The following is a 22,338-nucleotide window of genomic DNA, read 5'->3' as shown; positions in this document are numbered from 1 at the left end:
CCATGACGATCAAGATCAAGGTCGGCACGGAACTCGATGATGCTGGATTGAAGGCACAGATTGAATCCGTCAAAGCAGCCTTCAATGGCCTCGGCACCTCAGCAGCCAAAGCCAGCGGCGTTAAATTCCGGCCAGTCGACAACATCGCCATTGAGGACGTCAAACGTCTGCGGCGCGAATTCGAGAGCCTGATGCGCGTTTCGCCCGGGCTTCGCCGTCGAGTTGACGCAAGCGGTCAGCGAGATGTGCCTTGGCATCAGTTGGACTGGGAGCGAATGATTCCGGACGCAGGCCAACGGAGCAAGTACGCGCGCCAAGTCGTGAACTACATGCAGCCCGGCGCAATCGTCGGTGGTCAGGCGCCCGCACAACCTATGGGCGTTGGCGCTGCTGCTGGCGCAGCGCTCGGCCGCGTAGCGCAGGCAGGACTTGGAGCAACAGGCAGTGCTGGTGGCGTCGCCGCTGGTGCAGTCGGCACAGGCATGTCCGCCGGCTTCGGCGCCGGCCTGATGGGGCTGCTGGGCGGCGTCGCTGCCTTGGCCGTCGGCAAGGCGGTTGGTGCCGTTACCGAAAAGATCGGGCAAGCCGAAGACAACGCCGTGTCGTATGACCGCCTGAAGCGCACGCTGGGCGACGTCAATATTAGCTTTGGTGCGCTGAAGGCCGCGGTAGAGGGAACGGCAGATGCGAACAGGATCACATTCGAGCAGGCCGGGAAGCTGTCGACGCAGTTCGCAAAGCTCGGCAACCTGACCGGCGAACAGCTCAATGGTTTGCCAGGCGAAGTGGGTTCTGGGGTCGGCCTTGCGCGCTCTTTCGGTCTGGAACCCGAGCAGGGCGTCAATGTCCTGGGGCGTATGCGTGGAATCGGCGTAACCAGAAGCGAGCAGGACACACGCCGGTTCGCGATGCTGATCGGCGAAACTATTGGCAAATCGAATGCCTTTGCGCAGGCCGGCGAAGTAATGGAGGCGATCGGTGACTATGCGTCGGCACAAACCCGGGCAACGCTCGGAGGGGTAGGTACTGCTGGTTACGCTGGTATGTTCTCCGCCATGGTCGGAAGCGGAATACCAGGCCTTGATCCGTCCGGTGCGTCCGGCGTTTTGGCCCGCGTCAACTCCACCCTAGCCGCCGGTGGTGGCAAGGGCGAGGCTTCTCAGTTCTTCACCGGCCGCCTTGGCGCCAAGCGCGGAATGGACGTGTTCGACACCCAGCTCTGGCGAGAGGGGGGCGCGTTCTCGACTGCCAACAGCACGTTTGGTGGCGGCGCGGTCGGCGACTTCTACAAGAAGTATGGGCTGACGAGGCCTGGTGGCGACGAGTCGCTGCTTGGCGCAACGCTGGGCCAACTGCGGTCCGACTACGGCAACGACCCGAAGGCGATGCTGCAGGCCACGGCCAACCAGCTCGGTCTGTCGATGAGCCAGGCAGCAGCATTCCATGTTCTCAACCCGAACCAGATGGGCGGCATGGAAAAGTACGCCGGAGACCTGACGAAGCTGTCCGGGTCAGGAATCGGCAATTTGAGCATGGCGCTTTATGGGAGCGGTGCAGACCGTCAAGGCTTGGCAGAAAGCCTAAGGCGCCGCACTGGTGCCGATGCTTTGTCATCCGAAGAGCGCACCAGGCTGGATGGGGCCATGAACGGCGATGATGAAACGCAGAAACAGGTGCTGGCCGAGTTGGTCGCATCCCGCGATCAGGAGCGGACGCAAGGTTCTGATATTCGGGACTCGAAGAACCTGATCGACAACATCAAAACCGACCTCGCCAGCAAGTTGATCCCGATCAGCGAGCAAATGCGCGCCGGCATCATTTTCATGGCTGGCAAGGATGGCAAGCTCACGACCGAGTCGATCATGCAAAGCGTGATTGAAAACGACTCAAAGGGGCGCATCGCTGCGATCCATGGCGATTTTGATCCGAAGCGGCAGGCGATCATGGACCGCCGGGATGCTTTGCGCGCCAAGATGCGGGACGGCACTGCGACACCGGCGGAATCGAGCGATTTTGCAGCCAGCGAAGGGCAGATCAAGACGCTCGGCGAAGCGAAAGCCAAGCAACTGGAGGCTGAGCGCGAAAGACGAGAGCGAGAAATTGCGGCGATGCGCTCGGCAACCGCCGCGGATCGGTCGCATCTCGAGAAGCGGGATCCGGCTCGCACTGGTGCGGGTGCAGGTGGCGATGCACTGTTTGAAGCGGTTCTCGCGCAGGAGTCTGGCGGTCGGCACACCGCAGGGGCTGGGCTTCTAACCTCGCCAGCCGGCGCGCGTGGAATTGCGCAGATCATGCTTGGGACGGGGAGCAACCCGGGGTTCGGTATCAGCCCGCTCCAGAACGACAGCGAAGCCGAGCATCGCCGCTTTGGGAAGGACTATCTCAACGCGATGCTCCAGCGCTATGGCGGTGATCGCAAGAAGGCGCTTGCCGCCTACAACGCCGGTCCTGGTGCGGTCGACTCGGCCATCAAGAAGTACGGCGACGGCTGGCTCAACGGGTTGCCAAGCGAGACGCAGAACTATGTTCCGAGTGTGCTGGGTCGCACGACGGGAACGCCGCTACCCAAAGACGCAGCCTCGGGTCAGTCGGCGCGACCGGACAAGGTATCCGCTATGCCGCTGTCTGGCGAGCTGCAACTGGCGCTCAGCTTGAGTCCGGAAGCGCGTCGACTGCTGCAAGGCCCGGCGGTGATGCCGATCACTCGAATTAAGCAAGACCACGCGCGGTTTGTTGACACCGGCAGATGATGGGAATGACCAAGGACAAGATAGTCCTTGAGCGAGGTTCGGCGGGAATCAAGGGCGGCCATCCAATCGCGATGGCTGTCCATTTCTTTGCCCTAGCAGCATCCAGCCGAGCACTCGACGCGGATCTCGCCTTGCTTCTGGTATCCGTGGAGCATGCCTTGTTGGCATCGTGCGCAGCCGAATTCGAGCTGATGCCGGTCTGCTCCAAGCGCTTCAGCTTCGCCTGAGACGGTAAGCCAGACCGCGGCATCGCCAGGCGTCAGTAACATGGTCGGCATTGTGACCTGTGCGGCCTGTTCGCCCGGGTGAAGCTGGTCGACGGAGATGTATTCCAGTCGGCCGTCTATCTCGAGCGCGATAAGCACATGGCCGTCCTGATCGACGTACTCAAACTGCTGACGCTCTGCATTCCAGACGGAGCGGCCTGGCTGCTCTTGGCTCAGACGCAGGCCGGCGCGAATGGTGCGGGCCATGCTCTCGGCAAAGTGCTGACCCTCGAAGAGTACCCACGCCGGAGCGCCATCGTCGCCGACTATGCCGACCCGGCGCGGCACCGGTGGAACGTAATCAATCGGGGTGTTTCCGCGTGCGTTCCGTCCTTTTTTCCATTCCGCAAATCTATTGAAGCAGCTCGGGCAAATTTCCGCATGAACCATCCTGGTTGCCGGCCGGCCGCACCTGACGCAAACGGCGGCGCGCACTGGCTGCAGCACGGCTTGTTGTTCTCCGAAGTGCAGGGCGTGATGTTGGCGGCCGATCGGGCAGCGGCGACACAGGATATAGCGCTCGCTGTCTGGCGCCATGGCTCGCAGCCAACGATCCGCACAATTCAGAGTATCCAGCGTTGCCCGTAGTGTTGCGCAGTCGAAATGCTGTTGTCCGGCGACGATAACGCGGTACTCGGTCTGCTGCATGCTCATGGCGCCACCGTGAAGCAGGAAGTGGCTGCGGCCCTGATGCGGGCGTCGACATCGTCGTCGGCGGCCTGCTCAGGCTCCTGCTGTGGCGCTGTGGGTGCGCTTGCTGGTGCGGCTGGTGTGTTCGTGTTGCCGACCGGTTGAGTAGGCGCTGCGGGGCGCTGCTGGATGATGATGCGGGGTGCTGACTGGGCCGCCTCCTTGGCGACCCGAAGCCGGCCAGCGAGAAGGCTATCGGCGGCGTGGATGGCCAACTCGAGAAATTGGCGCTGCGTTTTCCCGTGTGCTCGGCAGAGTAGACGCAACGTGGTAACGGCAGCCCGGTCGACCTCCAGCGTTAGCCTGGTAACGTCTTTGGCCCGCTTCTTTGCACGGTGCCTTGCAACCCTCGTTGCCACTGAATCGGCCATGATTAAAACCCTTGTCGCTGTTGGTGATACAGCAATGGTCGTTTCACGACTTTTGGGGGTGGTAACGTTTCAGTGATAACGCTGTTTATTGACTGTGTTTGCGGCGGCGCCAAGTGCGTTTTTGCCGGCGGCCGGAGCGGCTTGGTTTGTCGTATTCGCCCATGGTGATGCTCGAACAGTTGAAAGCCAAGATTCTGTCGTCACTCGCCGAGGGGGCCGATCGACGCTATGCTTCAGACATCGTTTCTGCTGGAGGTCGCCATGCGCCACACCATTCTTGCCTTGCTCTTTGTCGTCACCGCTTTGCCTGCCGTTGCTGATACATCAGCCGCAGCCAGCGCGTGTTATTCGGTCAGTGATGCTGATTCCAGAGCGGCCTGTCTGGCCAAGGTCTACAAAGACCCATCAAGGTGCTATTCCGTGCAGTCTCCGGAGAAGCGGGCACTTTGTCTCGCTGAAGTGAAAACGAAATGAGCGATGAGGTTCGGAACATAGTTGTCGCAGAGGGGAAACCTCAATGATTCGGTTTGTTTTCCTCATGTGCTTGGTGTTGAACTCATGATTTCATTGATCGGACAACAACTGTCTTGATTTATGACGAATACGAAGGCACTCTGTTACACAATCCCGATTGACTATATTAACTCATAGGTTAATAATTTGAACCTCGTAGAGCTGGCATCATCCAATCATCAGGTTGTAGCGGTTATGGACGGAGAGGTATGCCCTACGGTCGACTTCCTTACACACGGTGAAGCGACTACAGAAAGTAGCCGTAATGGGTTGATCAATATGCTTGATGCTGTCTCTGATATGGGACTGCAGGGTGTACCTGGAGCTTGGCTACATGAGGCTAATAAGCAACTTGGAATTTATGAATTTATTAAAGGTCGGTTGCGTCTGTTCTTTTTCAAGGGAGTCAACGGCCAAATTGCCGTTTGCACGATAGGTGTCATGAAAAGTGGGCAGAAAGCCGATAGGGCATCGGTTAAAAAGGCAGCCGAATTTAAGGAGCTATATTTTGCAGCTCACGCAGCAAATACTTTGAGGGTGATCGACTATGGCACTGAGTAAAGCGCTTCAAAAATTTGTTGAACAGGCGAAAAGCACGGATTCATTCTGGGTCGAGAAAGCAAAGCTGGAGTACTCGGCTGCTTTGGAAAAGCAGCGTAAGAGTGCCGGTCTAACATATGCAGCTCTTGCCAAAAAGATCGGAACCAGTGCTGCGTATATAACTAAAATTTTCAGAGGTGACTCCAATCTGACGATTGAGTCGATGGTGAAACTTGCCCGAGCCAGTGGTGGCAGACTCAATATTGAAGTCGTACATGGTGAGTCTCAAGCGCGCCAATGGGAGTCTTTGGCCAAATACGACCAGGCTAGACGGGGTACGCGAACCACTGCAAACACTGCGACGGTGATCAATTTTCCCTGTAGAGGCTTACAAAATCCGAATCGAGAGGCTGCGTAAATGGCTGCAAATGGGCATCCGATAGGGCTTGAACGTGTCCTGTTTACGAGGTCTGTCGTTATTGCAGTTCCGGATCACGTTCCAAATGGTGATGCCGCCAGCGGAATAGCGCCAGAAAACGCAATTGATATTAATCAAATGAAAGATGAGCCCGGTAAATACCAGGCTGTTATGCGTTCTAAACTGAATTCTGGTGGAGATCCTTCTTTTCCATACATTATTGATATGGAGTGCATAGCCGTTCTTTTCGCCAACGACTCTTTATCACAGGAGGAGGCAGCTCGTGGGGTGCTGATTACTGCACATAGTGTCCTATATGGGGCAATACGCGAAGCTGTTGCTTGGATTACTGGGCGCCAACCGTTCGGGCAATTGATGCTCGGGCTTTCTGTCCTGCCGACAAAACCGCCTGAGACTGTTGAGTAAGGCGTACCTGATTGCTCGTACTATGGACCCAGCCGTAAGGCGTGGTCTTTGCTTATTGTGGTACTGATCTATACGGATTTCCAATCCATTGGACATCCGCTTTGCAGCGCACCACTTGGCAGAGGGCAGGTCGGTGACAACCGGAATCACAATCCGGGACTCACCAACTTGGAGTACTGGCGCTAATCCTGAGATGGACTCTAACCCCAACGTTTTGTCCAAAAGCGGGTGAGTATTGTGGATGAAAAAGGGCGGAGTGGTATGATCCGCACCCTTTAAAAAACAAGTGCCAACAGCGATTGGGTGTGTGTAACTATGCGTGTAACACCATAGTTTTAGTTTTAAATATCACCTATTGGCAAGCCGTTCAGCGGTTTGTTCGATTCCCGTCCCGGCGCCAGGACTCTCAATGATCATCTACGACTTAAGCTGCGACAACAATCACCGGTTTGAAGGGTGGTTTCAAAGTGCTGATGATTTTGAGTCGCAACAGGAACGTCACATGGTTTGCTGCCCGCAATGCGATAGCCACATCGTCCGGCGTGTGCCATCCGCAGTAGCCATTGGTTCCCATCATTCCAAGGAAGCGGTTGAGGAGTCGTCGTCAGCATCAATCGGCGGCAGCACGGCGATGATGCCGGCCGGTACCCATGTGCTGGCCCTCTATCGGCAACTGGTGCAGGCGATGGCCAACAACTGTGAGGACGTTGGCAAATCGTTCGCCGAAGAGGCACGGAAAATTCATTACAACGAAGCGCCCGAACGTCCGATTCGTGGCGATGCCTCGGAAGAGGAATGTGAAGCCTTGCAGGAAGAGGGGATTGCGATCCTGCGCCTATCCAGTATCAAGGAAGAGGATCTGAACTGATCCGCCGCATGGTGTGATTAGTAGCCCGCGCCAGGCAAAGGAAGGCGAGGATCGGTGAAATGGCCAATATCAAAGTGGCTGGCCGATCTGGATTTTCAGGGCGTCCTGCGCGTCGAGCGTAGCGATCCCCAAGGCCTCGCCGACAGGGGCGCAGGTGATCTTTCCCTGATGGACGTTGAGACCGCCGCGCAGGTGCGGGTCGTCCAGCAAGGCCCGGCGATAGCCATGCTCGGCGAGGGCCAGGACAAAGGGCAGGGTGGCGTTGTTCAGGGCGAAGGTCGAGGTTCGGGCGACGGCGCCCGGCATGTTGGCAACGCAGTAATGGACGATGTCGTCGACCAGATAGGTCGGGTCGGTATGGGTGGTCGGCCGGCTGGTTTCGAAACAGCCCCCCTGATCGATCGAGACATCGACCAGCACCGATCCCGGGCGCAGGCTCTTCAGTTGTTCGCGGCGGATCAGGTGGGGCGTCGATGCGCCGGGGATGAGCACGGCGCCAATCGTCAGGTCGGCCCCGACGACAGAGGTGGCGATGCTCTCGCCGGTTGCATACAAGGTGCGAATCCGGTTGCCGAACTGGTTGTCCAGCCAGCGCAGCCGGTCGAGCGATCGATCGATGATGGTGACGTCGGCCCCGAAGCCGACGGCGATCCGCGCCGCGTTGTAGCCGACCACGCCGCCGCCGAGAATGGCGACTTTGCCGGGCGCTACGCCGGGAACGCCGCCGAGCAATATGCCGGCGCCGCCTTTCGATTTCTCCAGGCAGGCCGCCCCGGCCTGGATCGCCATCCGGCCGGCGACTTCGCTCATCGGCGCGAGCAGGGGCAGGCCGCCGGCCGCATCGGTCACCGTTTCATAGGCGATGGCCGTAACACCGGAGGCGAGCAGCAATTCGGTCTGCTGCCGGTCCGGGGCGAGGTGCAGGTAGGTGAACAACACCTGGCCGGCCCGGAGCTGTCGGCATTCGCCGGGCTGCGGTTCCTTGACCTTGACGATCAGTTCGGCCCGGGTAAAAACCTCCTCGGCGCTGGCCACCAGTTCGGCGCCGGCGGCAAGATATTTTTCGTCGGCCAGGCCGATTGCCACGCCGGCATTCTTCTCGACGATGACCCGATGGCCGCGCGTGACGAGTTCCTGGACGCTGGCCGGGGTAAGTCCGACACGGTATTCGTGGTTCTTGATTTCCTTGGGGACGCCGACGAGCATGGGATTCTCCGGACTAACGCGGTGGTTGGACTCACTCCGGTACGAGACACCGGAACGTTTCTGTTACCAGTTGGGGGCGGACGGGCTGGCTAAGGGCTGGTCGGGTGGCCCGGCTGATCAGGTCCGAGGCCGGCATGGCGTAATAATAGCCCTGAACCAGATCGGCGCCGGCATCGATGGCCAGGGCGTGTTGCTCGGGGGTTTCGACGCCCTCGCAGACTACCTGGGCGCCAAGTTCGTGGATGATCTCGATGATCTTGGGCAGGATCCGCCGCGCCCGTTCGTTGCTCGTGCCTTGAAGGATCAGCGAGCGGTCGAGCTTGACGATATCCGGGGTCAGGCGCCACAGGCGGTCGAAATTCGAATGTTCACAGCCGAAATCGTCAATGGCCACCCGATAGCCGCGTTCGCGATAGGCGGCCACCGCTTCGTTGAGCCGGGAAATGTCGTCGACCTTGGCTTCGAGCACTTCGAGGATGATCTGCCGGGGTTTGAGTCCGCACATGTGCAGCAGGCGTTCAAAGATTTCGCCATGCCCCCGATTGGTCACGCCGAGCAGGTGGCGTCCGCTGACATTGACGAAAAGTTCGCTCCCCGAGGGCGCCTGGCGGACGAAGTTGACCGCATGCATGATGCGACAGAGGCGGTCGAAATACACCACCTCGTCGGTGCTGGCCGGGATGGCGAAGGCGGTGGCTGGCGATAACGAGTTGCCCGCTTCGTCATGGACGCGGAGCAGTGCCTCATGCGCCCGCGCCTTCAGCGTGGCGGCATCGAACAAGGGTTGAAAGACGGTCGATAGGTGCAGCCCGCGATAATGCCCGGACGCGCCAGTGTCGCTGATCTGGAGGTGTGTTTCTGGTTCCGAACTGGTTTTGTCACGTTCGACAAAGTAATCCAGAAGATCTTCTATGGGCATCGTTTCCTCGGTTTGCGGTGCAGCACCGAGACCTTAGTCATTCGCGCTGCGCCGCGGAACGATAAAAACCTTCTATGCAAATAACAAAGGCGTTTGGCGGCAGGCCGGAGCAAGAGCGACAATCCGTTTCATCAAATTTTCCGGCCGCCCCATGTCTTCGCAATTTCGACCCAGCGTTTGTCCTCACGATTGCCCCAGCGTCTGTGCGCTGGATGTGGAAATCACGGCGGATGGCCGGGTCGGCCGCTTGCGGGGCGCCGGGCAGCCTTACACCGAGGGCGTGATTTGCGCCAAGGTGGCTCGTTATGCCGAGCGGACAAACCATCCGCAGCGGCTGACCCAGCCCCTGCGGCGGGTCGGGGCAAAAGGCAGCGGGCAGTTTGCGCCGATCGGCTGGGACGACGCGCTCGATCTGCTGGCCGAGCGGCTGCAACAGGCCTGCCGCCGCCACGGTCCGGAAACCGTCTGGCCCTACCACTACGCCGGCACGATGGGTTTCGTCCAGCGCGGCGCGATTCGCCGGCTGGGCCATCTGGCCGGCTGGTCGCGGCAACGGGAAACCTTTTGCGTTGCCTTGGCCGATGCCGGTTGGCTGGCTGGGGCGGGGGCCAAGCGCGGAGTCGATCCGCGCGAGATGCTCGATTCGGAGCTGATCGTCATCTGGGGCGGCAATCCAGTGCATACCCAGGTCAATTTCATGCATTGGGTGCAGAAAGCCCGGCGCGGACGGCAGGTTCCGCTGGTCGTCGTCGATCCCTACCGGACGGCGACGGCCGCCAAGGCCGATCTCCACCTGGCGCTGAAACCCGGCACCGACGGCGCGCTGGCCTGCGCCGTCATGCATGTCCTGTTGGCGGAAAACCTGGTCGACCGCAGCTATCTGGCGCGCCTGACCGATTTCTCGCCGGCGCTCGAAGCGCATCTGGCCAGCCGCACGCCGGCCTGGGCGGCCGGGATAACCGGCCTGTCGGTCGATGACATTAGCCGTTTTGCCCGGCTGTATGGTTCCACCGGACGCAGTTATCTGCGCCTCGGCTATGGCTTTACCCGCCAGCGCAACGGTTCGGCCGCGATGCATGCGGTCAGTTGCCTGCCGGCCCTGACCGGCGCCTGGCAGCATCGCGGCGGCGGGGCGCTGTACAGCAACGGCGGGCTTTATGGTCTGAACACGCGCTTCCTCTACGGTCTGGATGCCAATCCACCGCTCGCTCGCCAGCTCGACATGGGCCGGCTCGGCGCCGTGCTGGCCGGCGATCGGCGCGACATCGGCGATGGCCCGCCGGTCACCGCCTTGCTCATCCAGAGCACCAACCCGGCCGTTGTCGCCCCCGACAGCCTGAGCGTGCGCCAGGGCTTGCTGCGCGACGACGTCTTCGTCTGCGTCCACGAGCAGTTCATGACCGATACGGCGCAACTCGCCGATCTGGTTCTGCCAGCGACCACTTTTCTCGAACACGACGACCTCTACCAGGCTTCCGGCCACACTTTTCTGCAGGCTTCCCGGGCGCTTGTGCCGGCGCTCGGCGAATGCCGCTCGAACCATGACTTCATCGGCCAACTGGCCGGCCGCCTGGGCATCGAACATCCGGCCTTCGGTCTGAGCGAGTGGCAATTGGTCGATGCGGTGCTGCAAGCCTCCGGCAAGCCGGGGGCCGACGATCTGCTCGCCGCCGGCTGGCTCGATTCCGCCCTGCCTTTTGAAAAAGCTCATTTTCTCGATGGTTTCGGGCATCCGGACGGGCGCTTCCGCTTCGCGCCGGACTGGACGCAGCGCGGCGAAGGCCATGCCGCCATGCCGGCTTTTCCCGATCACCAGCCGGTCATTGATGTGCCGACACCGGACAAGCCTTTCCGGCTGGTCGCCGCGCCGGCCCGCCATTTCCTGAACACCACCTTTACCGAGACAGCGAGCTCGCGCCACGGCGAAGGGCGGCCAACCGTGCTGATCCATCGCGACGTCTGTGCCCGGCTGGGCATCGGCGAAGGCGATGTGGTGCGTCTCGGCAACGCGCAAGGGCAGGTCGCGTTGCACGCCAGGCCGGCGGCCGGCCTGCAGCCGGACACCGTGGTGGTCGAAAGCCAGTGGCCGAACGCGGCGTTCATCGACGGGGTCGGCATCAATGCCCTGGTCAGCGCCGAGCCGGGCTGGCCGGCGGCCGGCGTGGCTTACCACGACACCGCGGTGTGGCTGGAACGTGTCGGCTAGCTGGCCGCAGGTTCTCGCCCTCGGTGTCGCGCAGACGGTTGCCTGGGCTTCGTCCACCTATCTGGCGGCGGTGCTCGCCAAGCCGCTGGCCGCCGAACTCGAGATCAATTCTTCGTTGGTCTTCGCCGCCTTTTCCTGTTCGCTGCTGTTGATGGCCGTGCTCGGGCCACTGGTCGGGCGTTACATCGACCGCCACGGCGGGCAGCGGGTGTTGTGTCTTTCCAGCCTGATCCTGGCGGCTGGCCTGGTGGGGCTGGGCATGGCCGGCGGCGTTGTTGGGTTGTTCGCTGCCTGGGCCTTGATCGGCATCGGCATGGCCCTTGGTCTTTATGACGCGGCTTTTGCCGCGCTGGTCAGGGAACACGGCGTTGCGGCGCGGGCGCCGATCACCGGCATCACGCTGCTCGGCGGCTTTGCCAGCACCATCGGCTGGCCGCTGACGGCCTGGCTGGTTGCCCAGGGGGACTGGCGAAGCGCCTGCTTTTTTTGGGCAGCGACCAATTTGTTGCTGGCCCTGCCGCTGTATTTCCGGTTTGTTCCTGCCGCCCGGCATCTTGCCGGGCAGGTGACGGGCGCGGTCGGCGGCGAGCCGTCAGATGGCAAACGGCATGGCCCATCGGACGGCCGGCGGCGAAACTTCCTGGCGCTGGTCGTCTTCGGCGCCGCGACGGCATTCGTCACTTCGGCGATGGCGGCGCATCTGCCCGGTCTGTTGCTGGTCAGCGGCCTGCCGGTTGCCGTGGCGATCGGCGCCGCCGCGCTGGTCGGCCCGGCGCAGGTGGCGGCCCGGCTGGCCGAGTTCGTCGCCGCCCATAAGTTCCGCACCAATCCACTGGCGACGGCGCGCCTTGCCACGGTGCTGCACCCGCTGGGCGGCATTGGCTTGCTGTTGATCGGCGGCCCGGCAGGCGCGGCGGCCTTTGCCTTGTTGCATGGCGCCGGCAACGGAATGATCACCATTGCCCGGGGTACGCTGCCCTTGTTCCTCTTCGGGCCGCTTAGTTACGGGCTGCTGCAGGGCAAGCTGGCCGTGGCCCAGCGCATGACGCAAGCCGCGGCGCCTTTCCTGTTTGCTTTGCTGCTGGAGTCGGGCGGCGCATTCTGGGGCATCGCGGCATCTTTTTCGCTGTCGCTGCTCGGGTTGGCCGCCTTGTTTGTCATTCGGGATGGGTCGCAGCCTCCGCAGCGATGAGCGGTCTCGTCAATTTCAAAGCCATGGGCTGATTCGCCTGCCCGGCAAGGTCCGTATTTCCGAGCGCGTGTTAAAATTGGCCGCTTTTTTTCCGGAAACGGCGGAGAGCAAGATGAGCAACCTCACCCAAGGCGATCGTGTATTTCACCCCAACCAGAAGGGCTGGGGGCTCGGGAAAGTGCTCAATGTAACCCCCGACAATATTGACGTTTTCTTTGTCGGCACAGGCGCCAAGCGTCTTTCAAGGTCGTTTGTCCAGCTCGAGACAGCCGAGGGGGCCGCGGCAAAACATCGCCTCCTGGACAATCTGATCGAAACGTCACAAATCGGCAGCACGGACTATGTCACGACCGACATGGCCATCGCCCGCTTCCTGGCGATCCACCCGGACGGCTTTTCAGCACCGCGTTTCCTCAAGGACGAGCGGGATGCCAGCGTGCGGGCGCATCAGCTCTGCATTCAGTTACTCGGTGAAACGGAGATTTCCGGGCTCATCGCGGAGCGTCGCTATCAGGATGTCTGCGACCGGGCCCGGCATATCGAATCGGTGACCAATCTGCTGACCAAGAGCGAAAAGACGGCTTTCTACAGCGCCCTGGAGACGCCCCTGAGCCAGAAGACCTTCTCGGAGGCCTTGGCCAACCTGCTTTACGGAGCGGATTCGGACGAAGATCGCTTCAAGGGCTTTGTTCGTGCACTTGATCTGCTCGGGATCAGTCGCTGGCCCTATGCCACACTCTTTGGATTCATCCGCTTCCCGCAGGAAAAGGTTTTCATCAAGCCAACCGTCATTCAGAATGTGACCAAGGCTTTTTGCTGGCGAATCAACTACAAGGTCGAGCCGAACTGGCGAACCTACACGGCCGTGCTGCGACTCTACAACTACCTGCGCACGAGTCTCGTTGAGGAAGGCCTGATGCCCAAAGACATGATCGATGTGCAGTCGTTTATCTGGTCAACCGGCCAAAAATAATTCAGAACCGCCTCGCGCCGGTGCCGGACACCTGCGCGCGGGCCCATTATTCGCAAAGGAAAGATATGAACGCGCAAGCATTAGCTGAAAAACTCAACAAACTCGGTTTCACCCCTGTCGCACTGAGCGAACCGTCGAAAAAGGAAGACGGGATGATCGTCATTACCAAGGGCGTCCATGTGCAAGTTCCGTTGCATGGCGATGAACCCAACGTGGTGCGTGAGATCAGCAAGGGCGACTATGAGTTTTACGATGCGCACAAATCCATTGATCGTCTGATCGACGATCTGAAGGCCGCACTGCAAGATGAAAAGGCGATGAAATCGAGCTGATGCCGGAGGCACTGGCCGGTTGGGGCAGTGAACTGCCGACGGCCGCGGTCAGGCGTTGTTCTGACTAAGCCATTTGACCAGAATCGCATAAAGCCGGTCAGGGTCGAATGGCTTGCTCAGAAAATCATTCATGCCGGCCGCAAAACAACGTTCCCGGTCCTCGGCATAGGCATTGGCCGTCATGGCAATAATCGGGGTGCGCCGATAGGCCGGGGATGCCCGTAATTGCCGGGTTGCTTCAAGTCCATCGATCTCGGGCATTTGCATGTCCATCAGGATCAGTGCGTAGTTCGTTTCCCAGGCCTTGGCGATGGCTTCCGCGCCATTTTCGGCGGTATCGATAAGCAAGCCGGTGTCTTCCAAAAGCTCTTGAGCGACTTCCCGGTTGATCGGCTCGTCATCGACGATGAGTACGCTGAATCCGGCGTACTCATTCCGCAGCACGCTTTCCGGGTCGGCCACCGCCAGCGGTTTAACTTCGGCTTTCGCCAACCCGACGTTTAGTCTTGCGGAGAACCAGAAGGTGCTGCCAACCCCGACGGTGCTCTCGACTCCCGCTTCACCCCCCATGAATTTGGCCAGCTTTCGGGTAATGGCCAGGCCCAGGCCGGTGCCGCCATATTGTCTCGTCGTCGAGTTGTCGGCTTGCTCAAAAGCTTGAAAGAGCCGGGGGATGGTCTCGGCCGGAATACCGATGCCGGTATCCTCGACTTCAAAGCGCAGCAACACACTGTCGCCGTCATTGGCCAGCATTCTGGTACGTAGCGTGACGGTGCCGGCTGCGGTGAACTTGATCGCATTGGTTGCGTAGTTCAACAATCCTTGCTGGAGTCGCGCCGGGTCGCCGAGCAGCGGGCCGGGCAGGGGGGCATTGTCGATCACCAACTTGATATTTTTGGCTTGGGCCCGTTCGGCAAGAATGGAGCGGACATTGGCGGTGATGCTCTGAACGTTGACGTTGATTGCCTCGATGGCGAACTTGCCGGCTTCGATCTTGGAAATGTCGAGGATGTCGTTGATCAGTTCGAGAAGGTGTTGGCTCGCAATATCGATCTTTTCCAGTCTTGCCAACTGCTGCGGCGCTACTCCTGACCGACGTATCAATTGCGCCATGCCATTGATCGCGTTCAGCGGCGTTCTGATTTCGTGGCTCATGTTGGCGATAAAGGCGCTCTTGGCGCGATTTGCCGCTTCGGCCTGCTGCTTGGCAATGACCAGCGAGCGGTTTGAAATCTCGAGATCGGCCGTGCGTTCCCCAATTCTTGCTTCCAGGGTGGTGTTAAGTTCCTTGATTGCCTGCTCGGCCGCCTTGGCCTCGGTAATGTCCCGTGCGGTGATGACGGCGCCAATGATGCTGTTATTCGGGTCGCGAATCGGTGCAAAATTGAAACTGCCGATCCATATTTCACCGGTGTCCCGTCGGCGCAATGTACGCTCGACGTTTATTGCACTTTCGCCGTGCAGTGCTCTGGCCGTGCCCCATTCCTCCTGGGGCACCGGCTCGCCGGTCGGCAAGAATATCTCGATGTTCCGGTAGGCATCAGCCAGCGATGCGAAACATTCCTCCCGCTGGTTAAAGCGGAAAAAGCTGACAAAAGCATCGTTGAAGTGGATATGGCGCCCCTCCGTATCGACGATCAATACCGCTTCGTTCATGCTGGACAGCGCCGCTTCGAGGGTTGTCTTGGCTTCCACGACCAGTTGTTCCCGTTCGGCCAGCGCATCGACGAGGCGATTGAAGCCGGCAATGAGCGTCCCGACTTCGTCGTTCCGGACGACGGGCAAGTGTTGCGGGGCCTCGGCCGAGGCGGCCATCGCGTTGAGTTTTTGCGCGGTACTGACCAAGGGCGTCAGTTGCCGTCGCATCGCCCACCAGGTCAGGCATGTTGCGAACAAAGTGAGGAGCAGCGTACCGCCGAGCATGTGTCGCTGCATGGTGGCTACCGGGGCAAAGGCTTCGACTGTCGGCAAGGTAACGGCGACGTACCAACCGGCGATGGGCACTCTTTTAACGGCAACCAGGACTTCGACCCCGAGCGGGTTCATCAAGACCGAATACCCCTCGTCGCCGGCGATGTAACGGTCAATTGCCGGACTGACGCCGCGGGCGGGAAGCCTCTCGAAAATACGTTCTTTTTTGGAGCTCGTGACAATCGTGCGAGATTGGGGAGAGACCAGCAAAACCTCGCCGGTCTTGCCGTAAATGGCTTCGCTGACCTGGTCGAGAAAGGTTGGAAGGCCCAGATTGACAATGCCACCGATTGCGCCGATGACCTTGCCTTGGCTATCAAAAATGGGGGTGATCAGACTGAATACAGGCTTTTTCAGTATTGGTCCGATCAGCGGCTGGCTGACGCCGCCTTTTCCTTCCCGAAGTGCGCGACCGACGGTTGGTTTGTCGTGCAAATCGAGGCCTAGGCGGCCCGCCGAGCGTGGATAGTCAGCGATGATGATGCCGTCCCGGCCAACGATATAACTGCCGGCGTTGAACAGTGTCGGGAATATCAGGCGCTGATCCAGCAATTTCTGCAACTGGTGTGGGTCGTCCATCATCGCCGGGGTGACCGTGCTGGCCACTTTGTCCAGCGCCTCCAGGCGGACCGTCAATTCCTCATTGACGTCACGGGCTATCGACGAGGCCACGCCCATTTGCTGCTCGCTCAGCAAGGCCTTGAGTTCGGTACGAAGTGTTTTGCCGAGGTAAAACGACAGCGTCCACAAGCCGATGATGAAAATTGTCAGGACGGCCAGTGCGATTCGGCTAGTCAGCGACTGATGCGCGATATTCGAGCTAGCCATGTCTGTCTCCATTGCAATTGACCACCCTGTTTTCGGGAGGATTCGGAGTGCCGCAGCGTTCCCATTGTGAAGGAGGCCGCGCGCCTGAGCAATCGGATATTTATGATGAACGGATTTTGCGAATTTTTCCCGTGAGGCGGGTCGCTGTTGCGCCGGCCCTAAGTACTCGGCGTTTCGGGCCGCGGGCGCCGTCTGGTGTTAATAGAGCATGCCGACGATGCAGCCGCAGGACAGCGTGGCGAGCGTGCCGGCGATCAGCGTGCGCGGGCCGAGATCGAGGATTTCCCGGCGCCGCTCGGGCACCATCGTGGTCAGGCCGCCAATCATGATGCCGAGGCTGCCCAGGTTGGCGAAGCCGCATAGTGCGTAAGTCATGATCACGCGGCTGCGCGCCGAGAGCGCTTCAGGCGGCAGCGCCGTCAGTTCGAGATAGGCGATCAGTTCGTTGAGGATGGTCTTGGTGCCGAGCAGGGCGCCGGCGGTCGCTGCCTCTTGCCATTCGACTCCGGCCAGCCAGGCGAGCGGGGCCATCAGGTAACCGAACAAGCGTTGTAGCGACCACGGGCTTCCGTCGTCCGGCAACAGGGCCAGAACTTCGTTGGCCAACGCCACCAGAGCGACCAGTACGACCAGCATGGCGACGACGTTGAGCAGCAGTTGCAGGCCTTCCGAGGTGCCGCGGGTGACGGCATCCATCGTGCTGCCATCGAGCCGGGGCAGGTCCACGTCGCGGCCGGTCGGCGGGCCTTCGGGCGGCACCATCAGCACGGCAAAGACGATGGCGGCGGGAGCGCTGATGAACGATGCCGCCAGGATATGACCGAGGGCATCCGGGACGCGCGGGCCGACGATTCCGGCATAGAGCCCCATCACCGTGCCGGCGACGCCGGCCATGCCGGCCGACAGGATGATGAACAATTCGCCGCGCGAGACGCGGGTCAGATAGGGTTTGACCAGCAGCGGCGCCTCGACCATGCCGACAAAGATGTTGGCCGCCGTCGACACCCCGACGGCACCGCCGACGCCGAGGCTTCTTTCGAGCAGCCAGGACATGGCGCGCACCAGGCGCGGCAGGATCCGCCAGTGGAAGAGCAGGGCCGACAGGGCGCTCATCACCAGAACGATGGGCAGCGCCTGGAAGGCGAGCACGAAGCTCAGGCCGGCGGCCGATTCGCTATAGGGCAGCGGGGCGCCGCCGAGGTAGCCGAAAACCATCGAGGTACCGGCACGCGTCGCCCGCTCGAGCGCTAGCAGGCCGTCGTTGAGCGCCGCGAAGCCGGCTTTGGCGCCGGGCAGCTTGAGGATGGTGACGGCGAGGACGATCTGCAGAACGATGCCGCCGGCCACCGTGCGCCAAGGCACGGCCTTTCGCTTTTCGGAAAGCAGCCAGGCGATGGCGATGAACGCGGCGTAGCCGAGCAAGGACTGGAACAACGGATTCACGGCGCGACCTTCAGTCGGCCATCCAGGCTTGGCGCCAGATGCCGGACGCGTTGCATAGCCTGGATCAGGACTTCGGTGTCGCTCGGCGAGCCTTCGGCCGGGCGCAGCACCGGCAGTTGCTTGAGCAGCAGATAGCCGTCGCCGCCCTCGGCCAGGTAGCTGGAGGTGGCCAGGGTGTAACTTTTATCGGCCTGAACCGGCTCGCCGGCGATCTGCAATTCGATGATGCGCTGGCCCTTGGGCTGTTTCGGCGCATAACTCAGGCGCATGCCGCCAATATGCGGCAAGGCGCCGCTCTGACCCTTGGCGACGCGCCGGTCGAGTTCGTGTTCGAGTACTTCGCGCAGTTGCGCGCCGGTGATCGATAGCAGGACGAGCGGATTCTCGAAGGGCAGCAGGGCCAGGATATCGCGCCGGGTCAGCGGGCCGGGGCTGAGCAGTCGGTCGCTGCGGAAGCCGCCGCCATTGAGCAGCGCAATATCGCTGTGCATGGCTTCGCGCACCGCATCGGCGGCAAAGTTGCCGATATTGCTCTCGCTCCGCCGCATGGTTTCGCCGCGGGCGTCGAGAGCGACCGCAGTCTCGGCAATCGGCTCGCCGAGCAGCTGGCTGACCTGTTGCTCGAATTCGGTGGCCAGACTCAGCACCGCCGGATCTTCGACCTGCCGTCCATCGAGCGGCAGGATGTCCCAGGCCATGCTGGCCAGGTGATGCCCGGTGCGGTCCGACGCAAAACGCAAGCGGATGTGGATGGCGTCGCGCGCATCCGAACCGGCCTTGAAGATCGGCGTGCGGCCGACCTGCTCGGTAACCAGGTGATGGTCATGGCCGCCGAGGATCAGGTCGAACAAGCCGCTCGCCGCCAGCTGGCGATCTTCCGCCAGCGTGCAATGGGTCAGACCGACGATGACTTCAGCCCCCTGGCTGCGCAAAGCGGCCACTTCCCGTGCCGCCGCTGCCAGCAATTCCGCGAAACGGATATTCGGCCCCGGCTTCGATAGCGTCGCGGTATCGGGCGTCAGCAAGCCGAGCAGGCCGACGCGGACGCCGTTGATCACCCGCAATTCGGAGGGCTTGATGGCCGGCAGCGGCGGCTCGGCGAGCAGATTGGCGGCGAGCCACGGAAAACGCGATTCGGCGAGCCGGTCGCGCAACACCGATTCGCCGAAATCGAATTCGTGGTTGCCGGGCACCGCGACATCGACGCCCAGCGCATTCCACGCGGCCATCATTTGCCGGCCCTTGAACAGGCCGGACTCGACGCTCGGGGAAAGGGTGTCGCCGCCAAAGACGAAGAGGGTGGCAGGGTCTTGCTGGCGGATGGCTTTGACCAGCGAGGCCAGGCGCGCCAGACCGCCGCGCGGCGCCTGCGGATCAATCGGCGCGATCTGGTAGATGTCGTTTACGTGGATCAGTCCGACCTGGATCATCCCGGTCGGCTGGGCGAAACCCGTTGCCGAGGCGAGCAGCAGTGCGGTAAGGAACAGGCTGCCGAGCAGATGGGTCAATGAACGGCTGGTCATGGAGGGAAGCGGGAGTCTCATGCGATCAGACCGGTAATGCCGCGCCTCGGCCCGGCGGTGGAGGGATTGCCATCATTGCGTCTCGCCCATTTCCTGCAGAAAGTTGCGTAATCGGATCAGGCCAGCTTGCTGCGGCGAGGCGGTTTGATCGATCGCACCGGCCACGGCGGCCAGCAGACCCCGGCAGCACGCAGCGCGCGGCCGGCCGTGCTGGGTGCGCACCGTCGCCAGCAGCAGCTCCAGCTGGCGCGGTTCGGCAAGCAGGATACGGCCTTCCCAGTCCATCGGCCTTGCCACGCCGTAACAGGCGTACTTCAGCTCGGGGTAGGTGGTGTTCGCGCCGGCAATGCGAAAAGCCATGACGCCCTGGGCGATGCGGGCATCGGAAAAGCGGCCGCGCGGCGCGGCCAGGCCCTGGCGGGCCGCACTCAGGCGGGCGAGCAGGGCAGGTTCGGTCTGGGCCAGCGAGGTGGACGAGCGGACGGCGACGAAGCGGCGGCGCAATTGCTCGCGCAATATTTCGAGGTCGTTCACGGGCGATCCAGCGGGCAACGCAGGTCCGCATCGACCGAAGTGTCGGTCCGTTGAACGGCGGCTTCATCCGGTTCGCGGAATTCCAGGCGCAGTTCGATGCGGCGGCTTTCCTCCGGGCTGTTTTTCAGGGCGTTGAACGAGGCGCCACTGACCAGAAAAAGCTCGCGCACCATGTGTCGATCGGCTTCGGCGAGCGCCTCCGGGCCGCTGGCCGGGAGTAGCAGGGCACACAGCACGCGCTCGGAGCGCCGCAGGCTGAGATCGAGATTGTGCAGATAGCCGCCGCGAGCATCGGCAAAGCCCTCGACCACCACCCGCTTCAGCCATTTTTCGCCGAGCGGGTCGCGGGCGAGTTCGAGAACGGCTGGCACGAAGCTGCGCAGCAAGGCGGCCTGGCTATCGCTCAGCCGGTGGCTATTGGTTTCAAAACGCGCCCGGTCGCCAAAGTCGATGACGCTGCCGCGCAGTTTGACGCCGGGAAAATTCTGAATCTGCGCCTGGAGGCGGGCGAGAAAAGCGGAAATTTCCTGTTCCTGCTCGGTTTTTCGGTGCTCCGTTTCGGAGATTTCGTGGGTGATGGCGAGCAGGGCGACGGTCAGCGCCACCAGGAAGAGCACCATCAGCGCCGTCATCAGGTCGGAAAACGAGATCCAGAACGGCTTTTCGCCGTCTTCCCGATTGCCGCGCCGGCTGGCGGCCCGCGGTCGGATCAGGCTCACCGGCGCACCGGTTCCTGGGCCAGCGCGTCAGCCAGTTCCTCGATGGCGCCTTTGAGCGCTTCGACGGCCCCGGTCACATGCTGCTGGAACTGGCCGTTGCCACGGGCCAGCGTGCGCTCGACATTCTCGGCAAAGGCGGCATGCGCCTGGGACAGTACGTCGGAAATCCCTTGCAGATAGGTGTCGGCGTCATGTCCGGCCCGGCCCAGGGTGGCCGCCGCGCCCTCCATCCGGCCGACCAGTTCGCCGGTCAGCGCCGCTTCGCGCCGGGCGTGTTCGATGGTCGCCCGCAAATCGCTCACCATCTGGGCGATCGAGGCGGTGAGCTGGCGCTGATCGCTGAGCGATTGGCCGACGCTGTTCGCCGCCTGCGACATCGCCGCTGCCGAGGCTGCCATGTCGCCGCTGCTCAGCGCGAAGAATTCGGCAGCCTCGCCAACGCCCCGGCCGGCATTGTCCAGCCGCCCGGCGGCTGATTCGACCGCACCGCGCCCAGCCAGCTCAAGGCGCCCGGCTACTTTGCCGAGTTCGCCGACGGTCGCTTCGAGGGCATTCGCCGTCCGCTGCAGCAGGCTCTCCAAGCCATCCTGGCGCTGCCCGAAGGTGTCGTCGAGGCGGCCGCTGAACTGGTTCAGGGCTTTTTCCAGGGCGCCACCGACGGCCTGGCCCTGGCCGGCCCCCAAGCGCTCGACCGCCGTCGTCATGCGCGCCAGCGGTTCATGTAGCGCGCTGGCCACGGTTTTCGCGACCGCATCGGCCACTTTGCTGGCCAGCGCCTCCTGATGCTGCAAGGTCGCCTGTTGCTGCTGGGCGAGCATCGCCGCCATGCCCTGGCGCAGTTCGCCGACGATGGCCTGCTGCAGCCGTCCGGCCTGCACGGCCGAAGCTTCCGATGCGCGCACCAGACGGGCCAGATATTCCTCGCCGACGCCTGCGTCGAACAGGCTGTCGATGCGTTGAACCAGGGTTTCGACCTGTCGGTAGCGGCGCGTGACGATCGATTTCTCGATCCAGGTGACCAGCATGGCCAGGGTGATCGCCGCCGCCGACACCTCGAAGGCCTGGCCGACGCCCTGAATCAGCGAACGCAGGCTGGTGCGTACCAGTTCGGCATTGCTCGACACCTCGAAATGGTCAAGGCCGGCAATCAGGCCGGTAAAGGTACCGATAATGCCGATGCCGGTCAGAATGCCAGGCAGGTGCTTGTAGAAATCGGTCTTGAGCGGCGTATCGACCAGCGCCCGCTCGGTGAGAAAGTCCTCGGCCATCGCCGTCGCCCGCCAGGCGGCTACCGCCTTGGGGTTGGCCGGGTCGGCGATGGCGTGCAGGGTTTGCGTGTATTCCCGCCACAGGTGGCGCAGCCGGGGCGAGTCCATGACTTCCCGGCCAATCCGCTCGGGATCGGCCGGCAGCGATTGCGCGGCCAGGCCGTTGATGGCCCTTGCCAGTTCCCGTCCCAGTATCAGGGCGGGGAATACGAAACGCAGCAGAAAACCCAGCGTGATGGCAAGCAGCACCGCAGCGACGATCCAGCCGCTCCAGACATGCCAAAATTGCAGCAAACTCGCCATTTTCCGGCCTTGCGTAAGGTTTCAGGGCGACGGATTGTAGCAGTCGTGGCCGGCTGCAAATTGAAACGGTCTATCTAAA

At 61.7% G+C, this 22,338-nt stretch carries 19 protein-coding genes; 10 read left to right on the top strand and 9 right to left on the bottom strand.

From position 1 onward, the window contains the following. The first annotated feature begins 2 nt into the window (after positions 1 to 2). A complete protein-coding gene (locus tag ACLIKD_RS08875; protein ID WP_428828028.1) occupies positions 3 to 2,750 on the top strand; it encodes a lytic transglycosylase domain-containing protein in 2,748 nt (915 codons plus the stop codon). A gap of 92 nt (positions 2,751 to 2,842) precedes the next feature. On the opposite strand, the gene ACLIKD_RS08870 is transcribed toward ACLIKD_RS08875, so the two are convergent. Beyond that, a complete protein-coding gene (locus ACLIKD_RS08870; RefSeq protein ID WP_428828027.1) occupies positions 2,843 to 3,670 on the bottom strand; it encodes a hypothetical protein in 828 nt (275 codons plus the stop codon). Between the two features lie 668 nt (positions 3,671 to 4,338). Between ACLIKD_RS08870 and ACLIKD_RS08865 the strand changes: the two genes are divergently transcribed. The 5 genes from ACLIKD_RS08865 to ACLIKD_RS08845 all read left to right on the top strand — a co-directional run bounded on the left by ACLIKD_RS08865 (position 4,339) and on the right by ACLIKD_RS08845 (position 6,842). Continuing rightward, the gene (locus ACLIKD_RS08865) at positions 4,339 to 4,551 is read left to right on the top strand and encodes a hypothetical protein (RefSeq protein ID WP_428828026.1); all 213 of its coding nucleotides are present in this window, start codon (positions 4,339 to 4,341) and stop codon (positions 4,549 to 4,551) included. Positions 4,552 to 4,737: 186 nt separating this feature from the next. Next, positions 4,738 to 5,151, top strand: coding sequence for a hypothetical protein (locus ACLIKD_RS08860; protein ID WP_428828025.1), 414 nt, complete (start codon positions 4,738 to 4,740; stop codon positions 5,149 to 5,151). Then, positions 5,138 to 5,548 carry a helix-turn-helix domain-containing protein gene (locus ACLIKD_RS08855; protein WP_428828024.1) on the top strand — a complete coding sequence of 137 codons (411 nt, stop codon included), beginning with the start codon at positions 5,138 to 5,140 and terminating at the stop codon, positions 5,546 to 5,548. Before ACLIKD_RS08860 ends, ACLIKD_RS08855 begins: the two co-directional genes overlap by 14 nt. After that, the gene (locus ACLIKD_RS08850; RefSeq protein WP_428828023.1) at positions 5,549 to 5,974 is read left to right on the top strand and encodes a hypothetical protein; all 426 of its coding nucleotides are present in this window, start codon (positions 5,549 to 5,551) and stop codon (positions 5,972 to 5,974) included. 409 nt (positions 5,975 to 6,383) lie between these two features. Next, the gene (locus ACLIKD_RS08845; RefSeq protein WP_428828022.1) at positions 6,384 to 6,842 is read left to right on the top strand and encodes a DUF1178 family protein; all 459 of its coding nucleotides are present in this window, start codon (positions 6,384 to 6,386) and stop codon (positions 6,840 to 6,842) included. 69 nt (positions 6,843 to 6,911) lie between these two features. Here ACLIKD_RS08845 and ald read toward each other — a convergent pair whose 3' ends face one another. Together ald and ACLIKD_RS08835 are read right to left on the bottom strand one after the other, a co-directional pair. Further along, positions 6,912 to 8,048, bottom strand: coding sequence for an alanine dehydrogenase (gene ald, locus ACLIKD_RS08840; RefSeq protein ID WP_428828021.1), 1,137 nt, complete (start codon positions 8,046 to 8,048; stop codon positions 6,912 to 6,914). 31 nt (positions 8,049 to 8,079) lie between these two features. Further along, positions 8,080 to 8,967: an EAL domain-containing protein gene (locus tag ACLIKD_RS08835; RefSeq protein WP_428828020.1), complete on the bottom strand. Its 888-nt coding sequence runs from the start codon at positions 8,965 to 8,967 to the stop codon at positions 8,080 to 8,082. Between the two features lie 151 nt (positions 8,968 to 9,118). On the opposite strand from ACLIKD_RS08835, the gene ACLIKD_RS08830 reads away from it, so the two are divergent. The 4 genes from ACLIKD_RS08830 (at position 9,119) to ACLIKD_RS08815 (ending at position 13,670) form a co-directional block, all read left to right on the top strand. Then, positions 9,119 to 11,173 (top strand): molybdopterin-dependent oxidoreductase, encoded by a 2,055-nt coding sequence (locus tag ACLIKD_RS08830; protein ID WP_428828019.1) that lies wholly within the window; start codon positions 9,119 to 9,121, stop codon positions 11,171 to 11,173. Continuing rightward, the gene (locus ACLIKD_RS08825) at positions 11,163 to 12,365 is read left to right on the top strand and encodes an MFS transporter (protein WP_428828018.1); all 1,203 of its coding nucleotides are present in this window, start codon (positions 11,163 to 11,165) and stop codon (positions 12,363 to 12,365) included. The genes ACLIKD_RS08830 and ACLIKD_RS08825 overlap by 11 nt, the downstream gene beginning before the upstream one ends. Before the next feature lie 112 nt (positions 12,366 to 12,477). Next, complete coding sequence (locus ACLIKD_RS08820; protein ID WP_428828017.1) at positions 12,478 to 13,338, top strand: DUF3553 domain-containing protein; 861 nt, start codon at positions 12,478 to 12,480, stop codon at positions 13,336 to 13,338. A gap of 65 nt (positions 13,339 to 13,403) precedes the next feature. Further along, entirely contained in the window at positions 13,404 to 13,670 is a 267-nt protein-coding gene (locus tag ACLIKD_RS08815) for a hypothetical protein (RefSeq protein ID WP_226414653.1), read from the top strand. A gap of 48 nt (positions 13,671 to 13,718) precedes the next feature. On the opposite strand, the gene ACLIKD_RS08810 is transcribed toward ACLIKD_RS08815, so the two are convergent. The 6 genes from ACLIKD_RS08810 to zorA form a co-directional block, all read right to left on the bottom strand. Continuing rightward, positions 13,719 to 16,319, bottom strand: coding sequence for a response regulator (locus ACLIKD_RS08810; protein WP_428828323.1), 2,601 nt, complete (start codon positions 16,317 to 16,319; stop codon positions 13,719 to 13,721). 348 nt (positions 16,320 to 16,667) lie between these two features. Further along, on the bottom strand, positions 16,668 to 17,912 hold the full coding sequence (locus tag ACLIKD_RS08805; protein WP_428828016.1) for a NupC/NupG family nucleoside CNT transporter: 1,245 nt from the start codon (positions 17,910 to 17,912) through the stop codon (positions 16,668 to 16,670). Beyond that, complete coding sequence (locus ACLIKD_RS08800) at positions 17,909 to 19,435, bottom strand: bifunctional metallophosphatase/5'-nucleotidase (protein WP_428828015.1); 1,527 nt, start codon at positions 19,433 to 19,435, stop codon at positions 17,909 to 17,911. The genes ACLIKD_RS08805 and ACLIKD_RS08800 overlap by 4 nt, the downstream gene beginning before the upstream one ends. A 72-nt stretch (positions 19,436 to 19,507) precedes the next feature. After that, a complete protein-coding gene (locus tag ACLIKD_RS08795) occupies positions 19,508 to 19,969 on the bottom strand; it encodes a hypothetical protein (protein ID WP_428828014.1) in 462 nt (153 codons plus the stop codon). Next, positions 19,966 to 20,688, bottom strand: a complete 723-nt coding sequence (locus ACLIKD_RS08790) for a flagellar motor protein MotB (protein WP_428828013.1) — start codon at positions 20,686 to 20,688, stop codon at positions 19,966 to 19,968. The genes ACLIKD_RS08795 and ACLIKD_RS08790 overlap by 4 nt, the downstream gene beginning before the upstream one ends. Then, a complete protein-coding gene (gene zorA / locus ACLIKD_RS08785; RefSeq protein WP_428828012.1) occupies positions 20,685 to 22,250 on the bottom strand; it encodes an anti-phage ZorAB system protein ZorA in 1,566 nt (521 codons plus the stop codon). Before zorA ends, ACLIKD_RS08790 begins: the two co-directional genes overlap by 4 nt. Positions 22,251 to 22,338 lie beyond the last annotated feature (88 nt).

Source organism: Azonexus sp. IMCC34842, from assembly GCF_050368855.1.
Classification (GTDB): Bacteria; Pseudomonadota; Gammaproteobacteria; order Burkholderiales; family Rhodocyclaceae; genus Azonexus; species Azonexus denitrificans_A.
The sequence above is the reverse complement of the archived record's forward strand: the minus strand, read 5'-3'. Positions and strand labels throughout refer to the sequence as shown.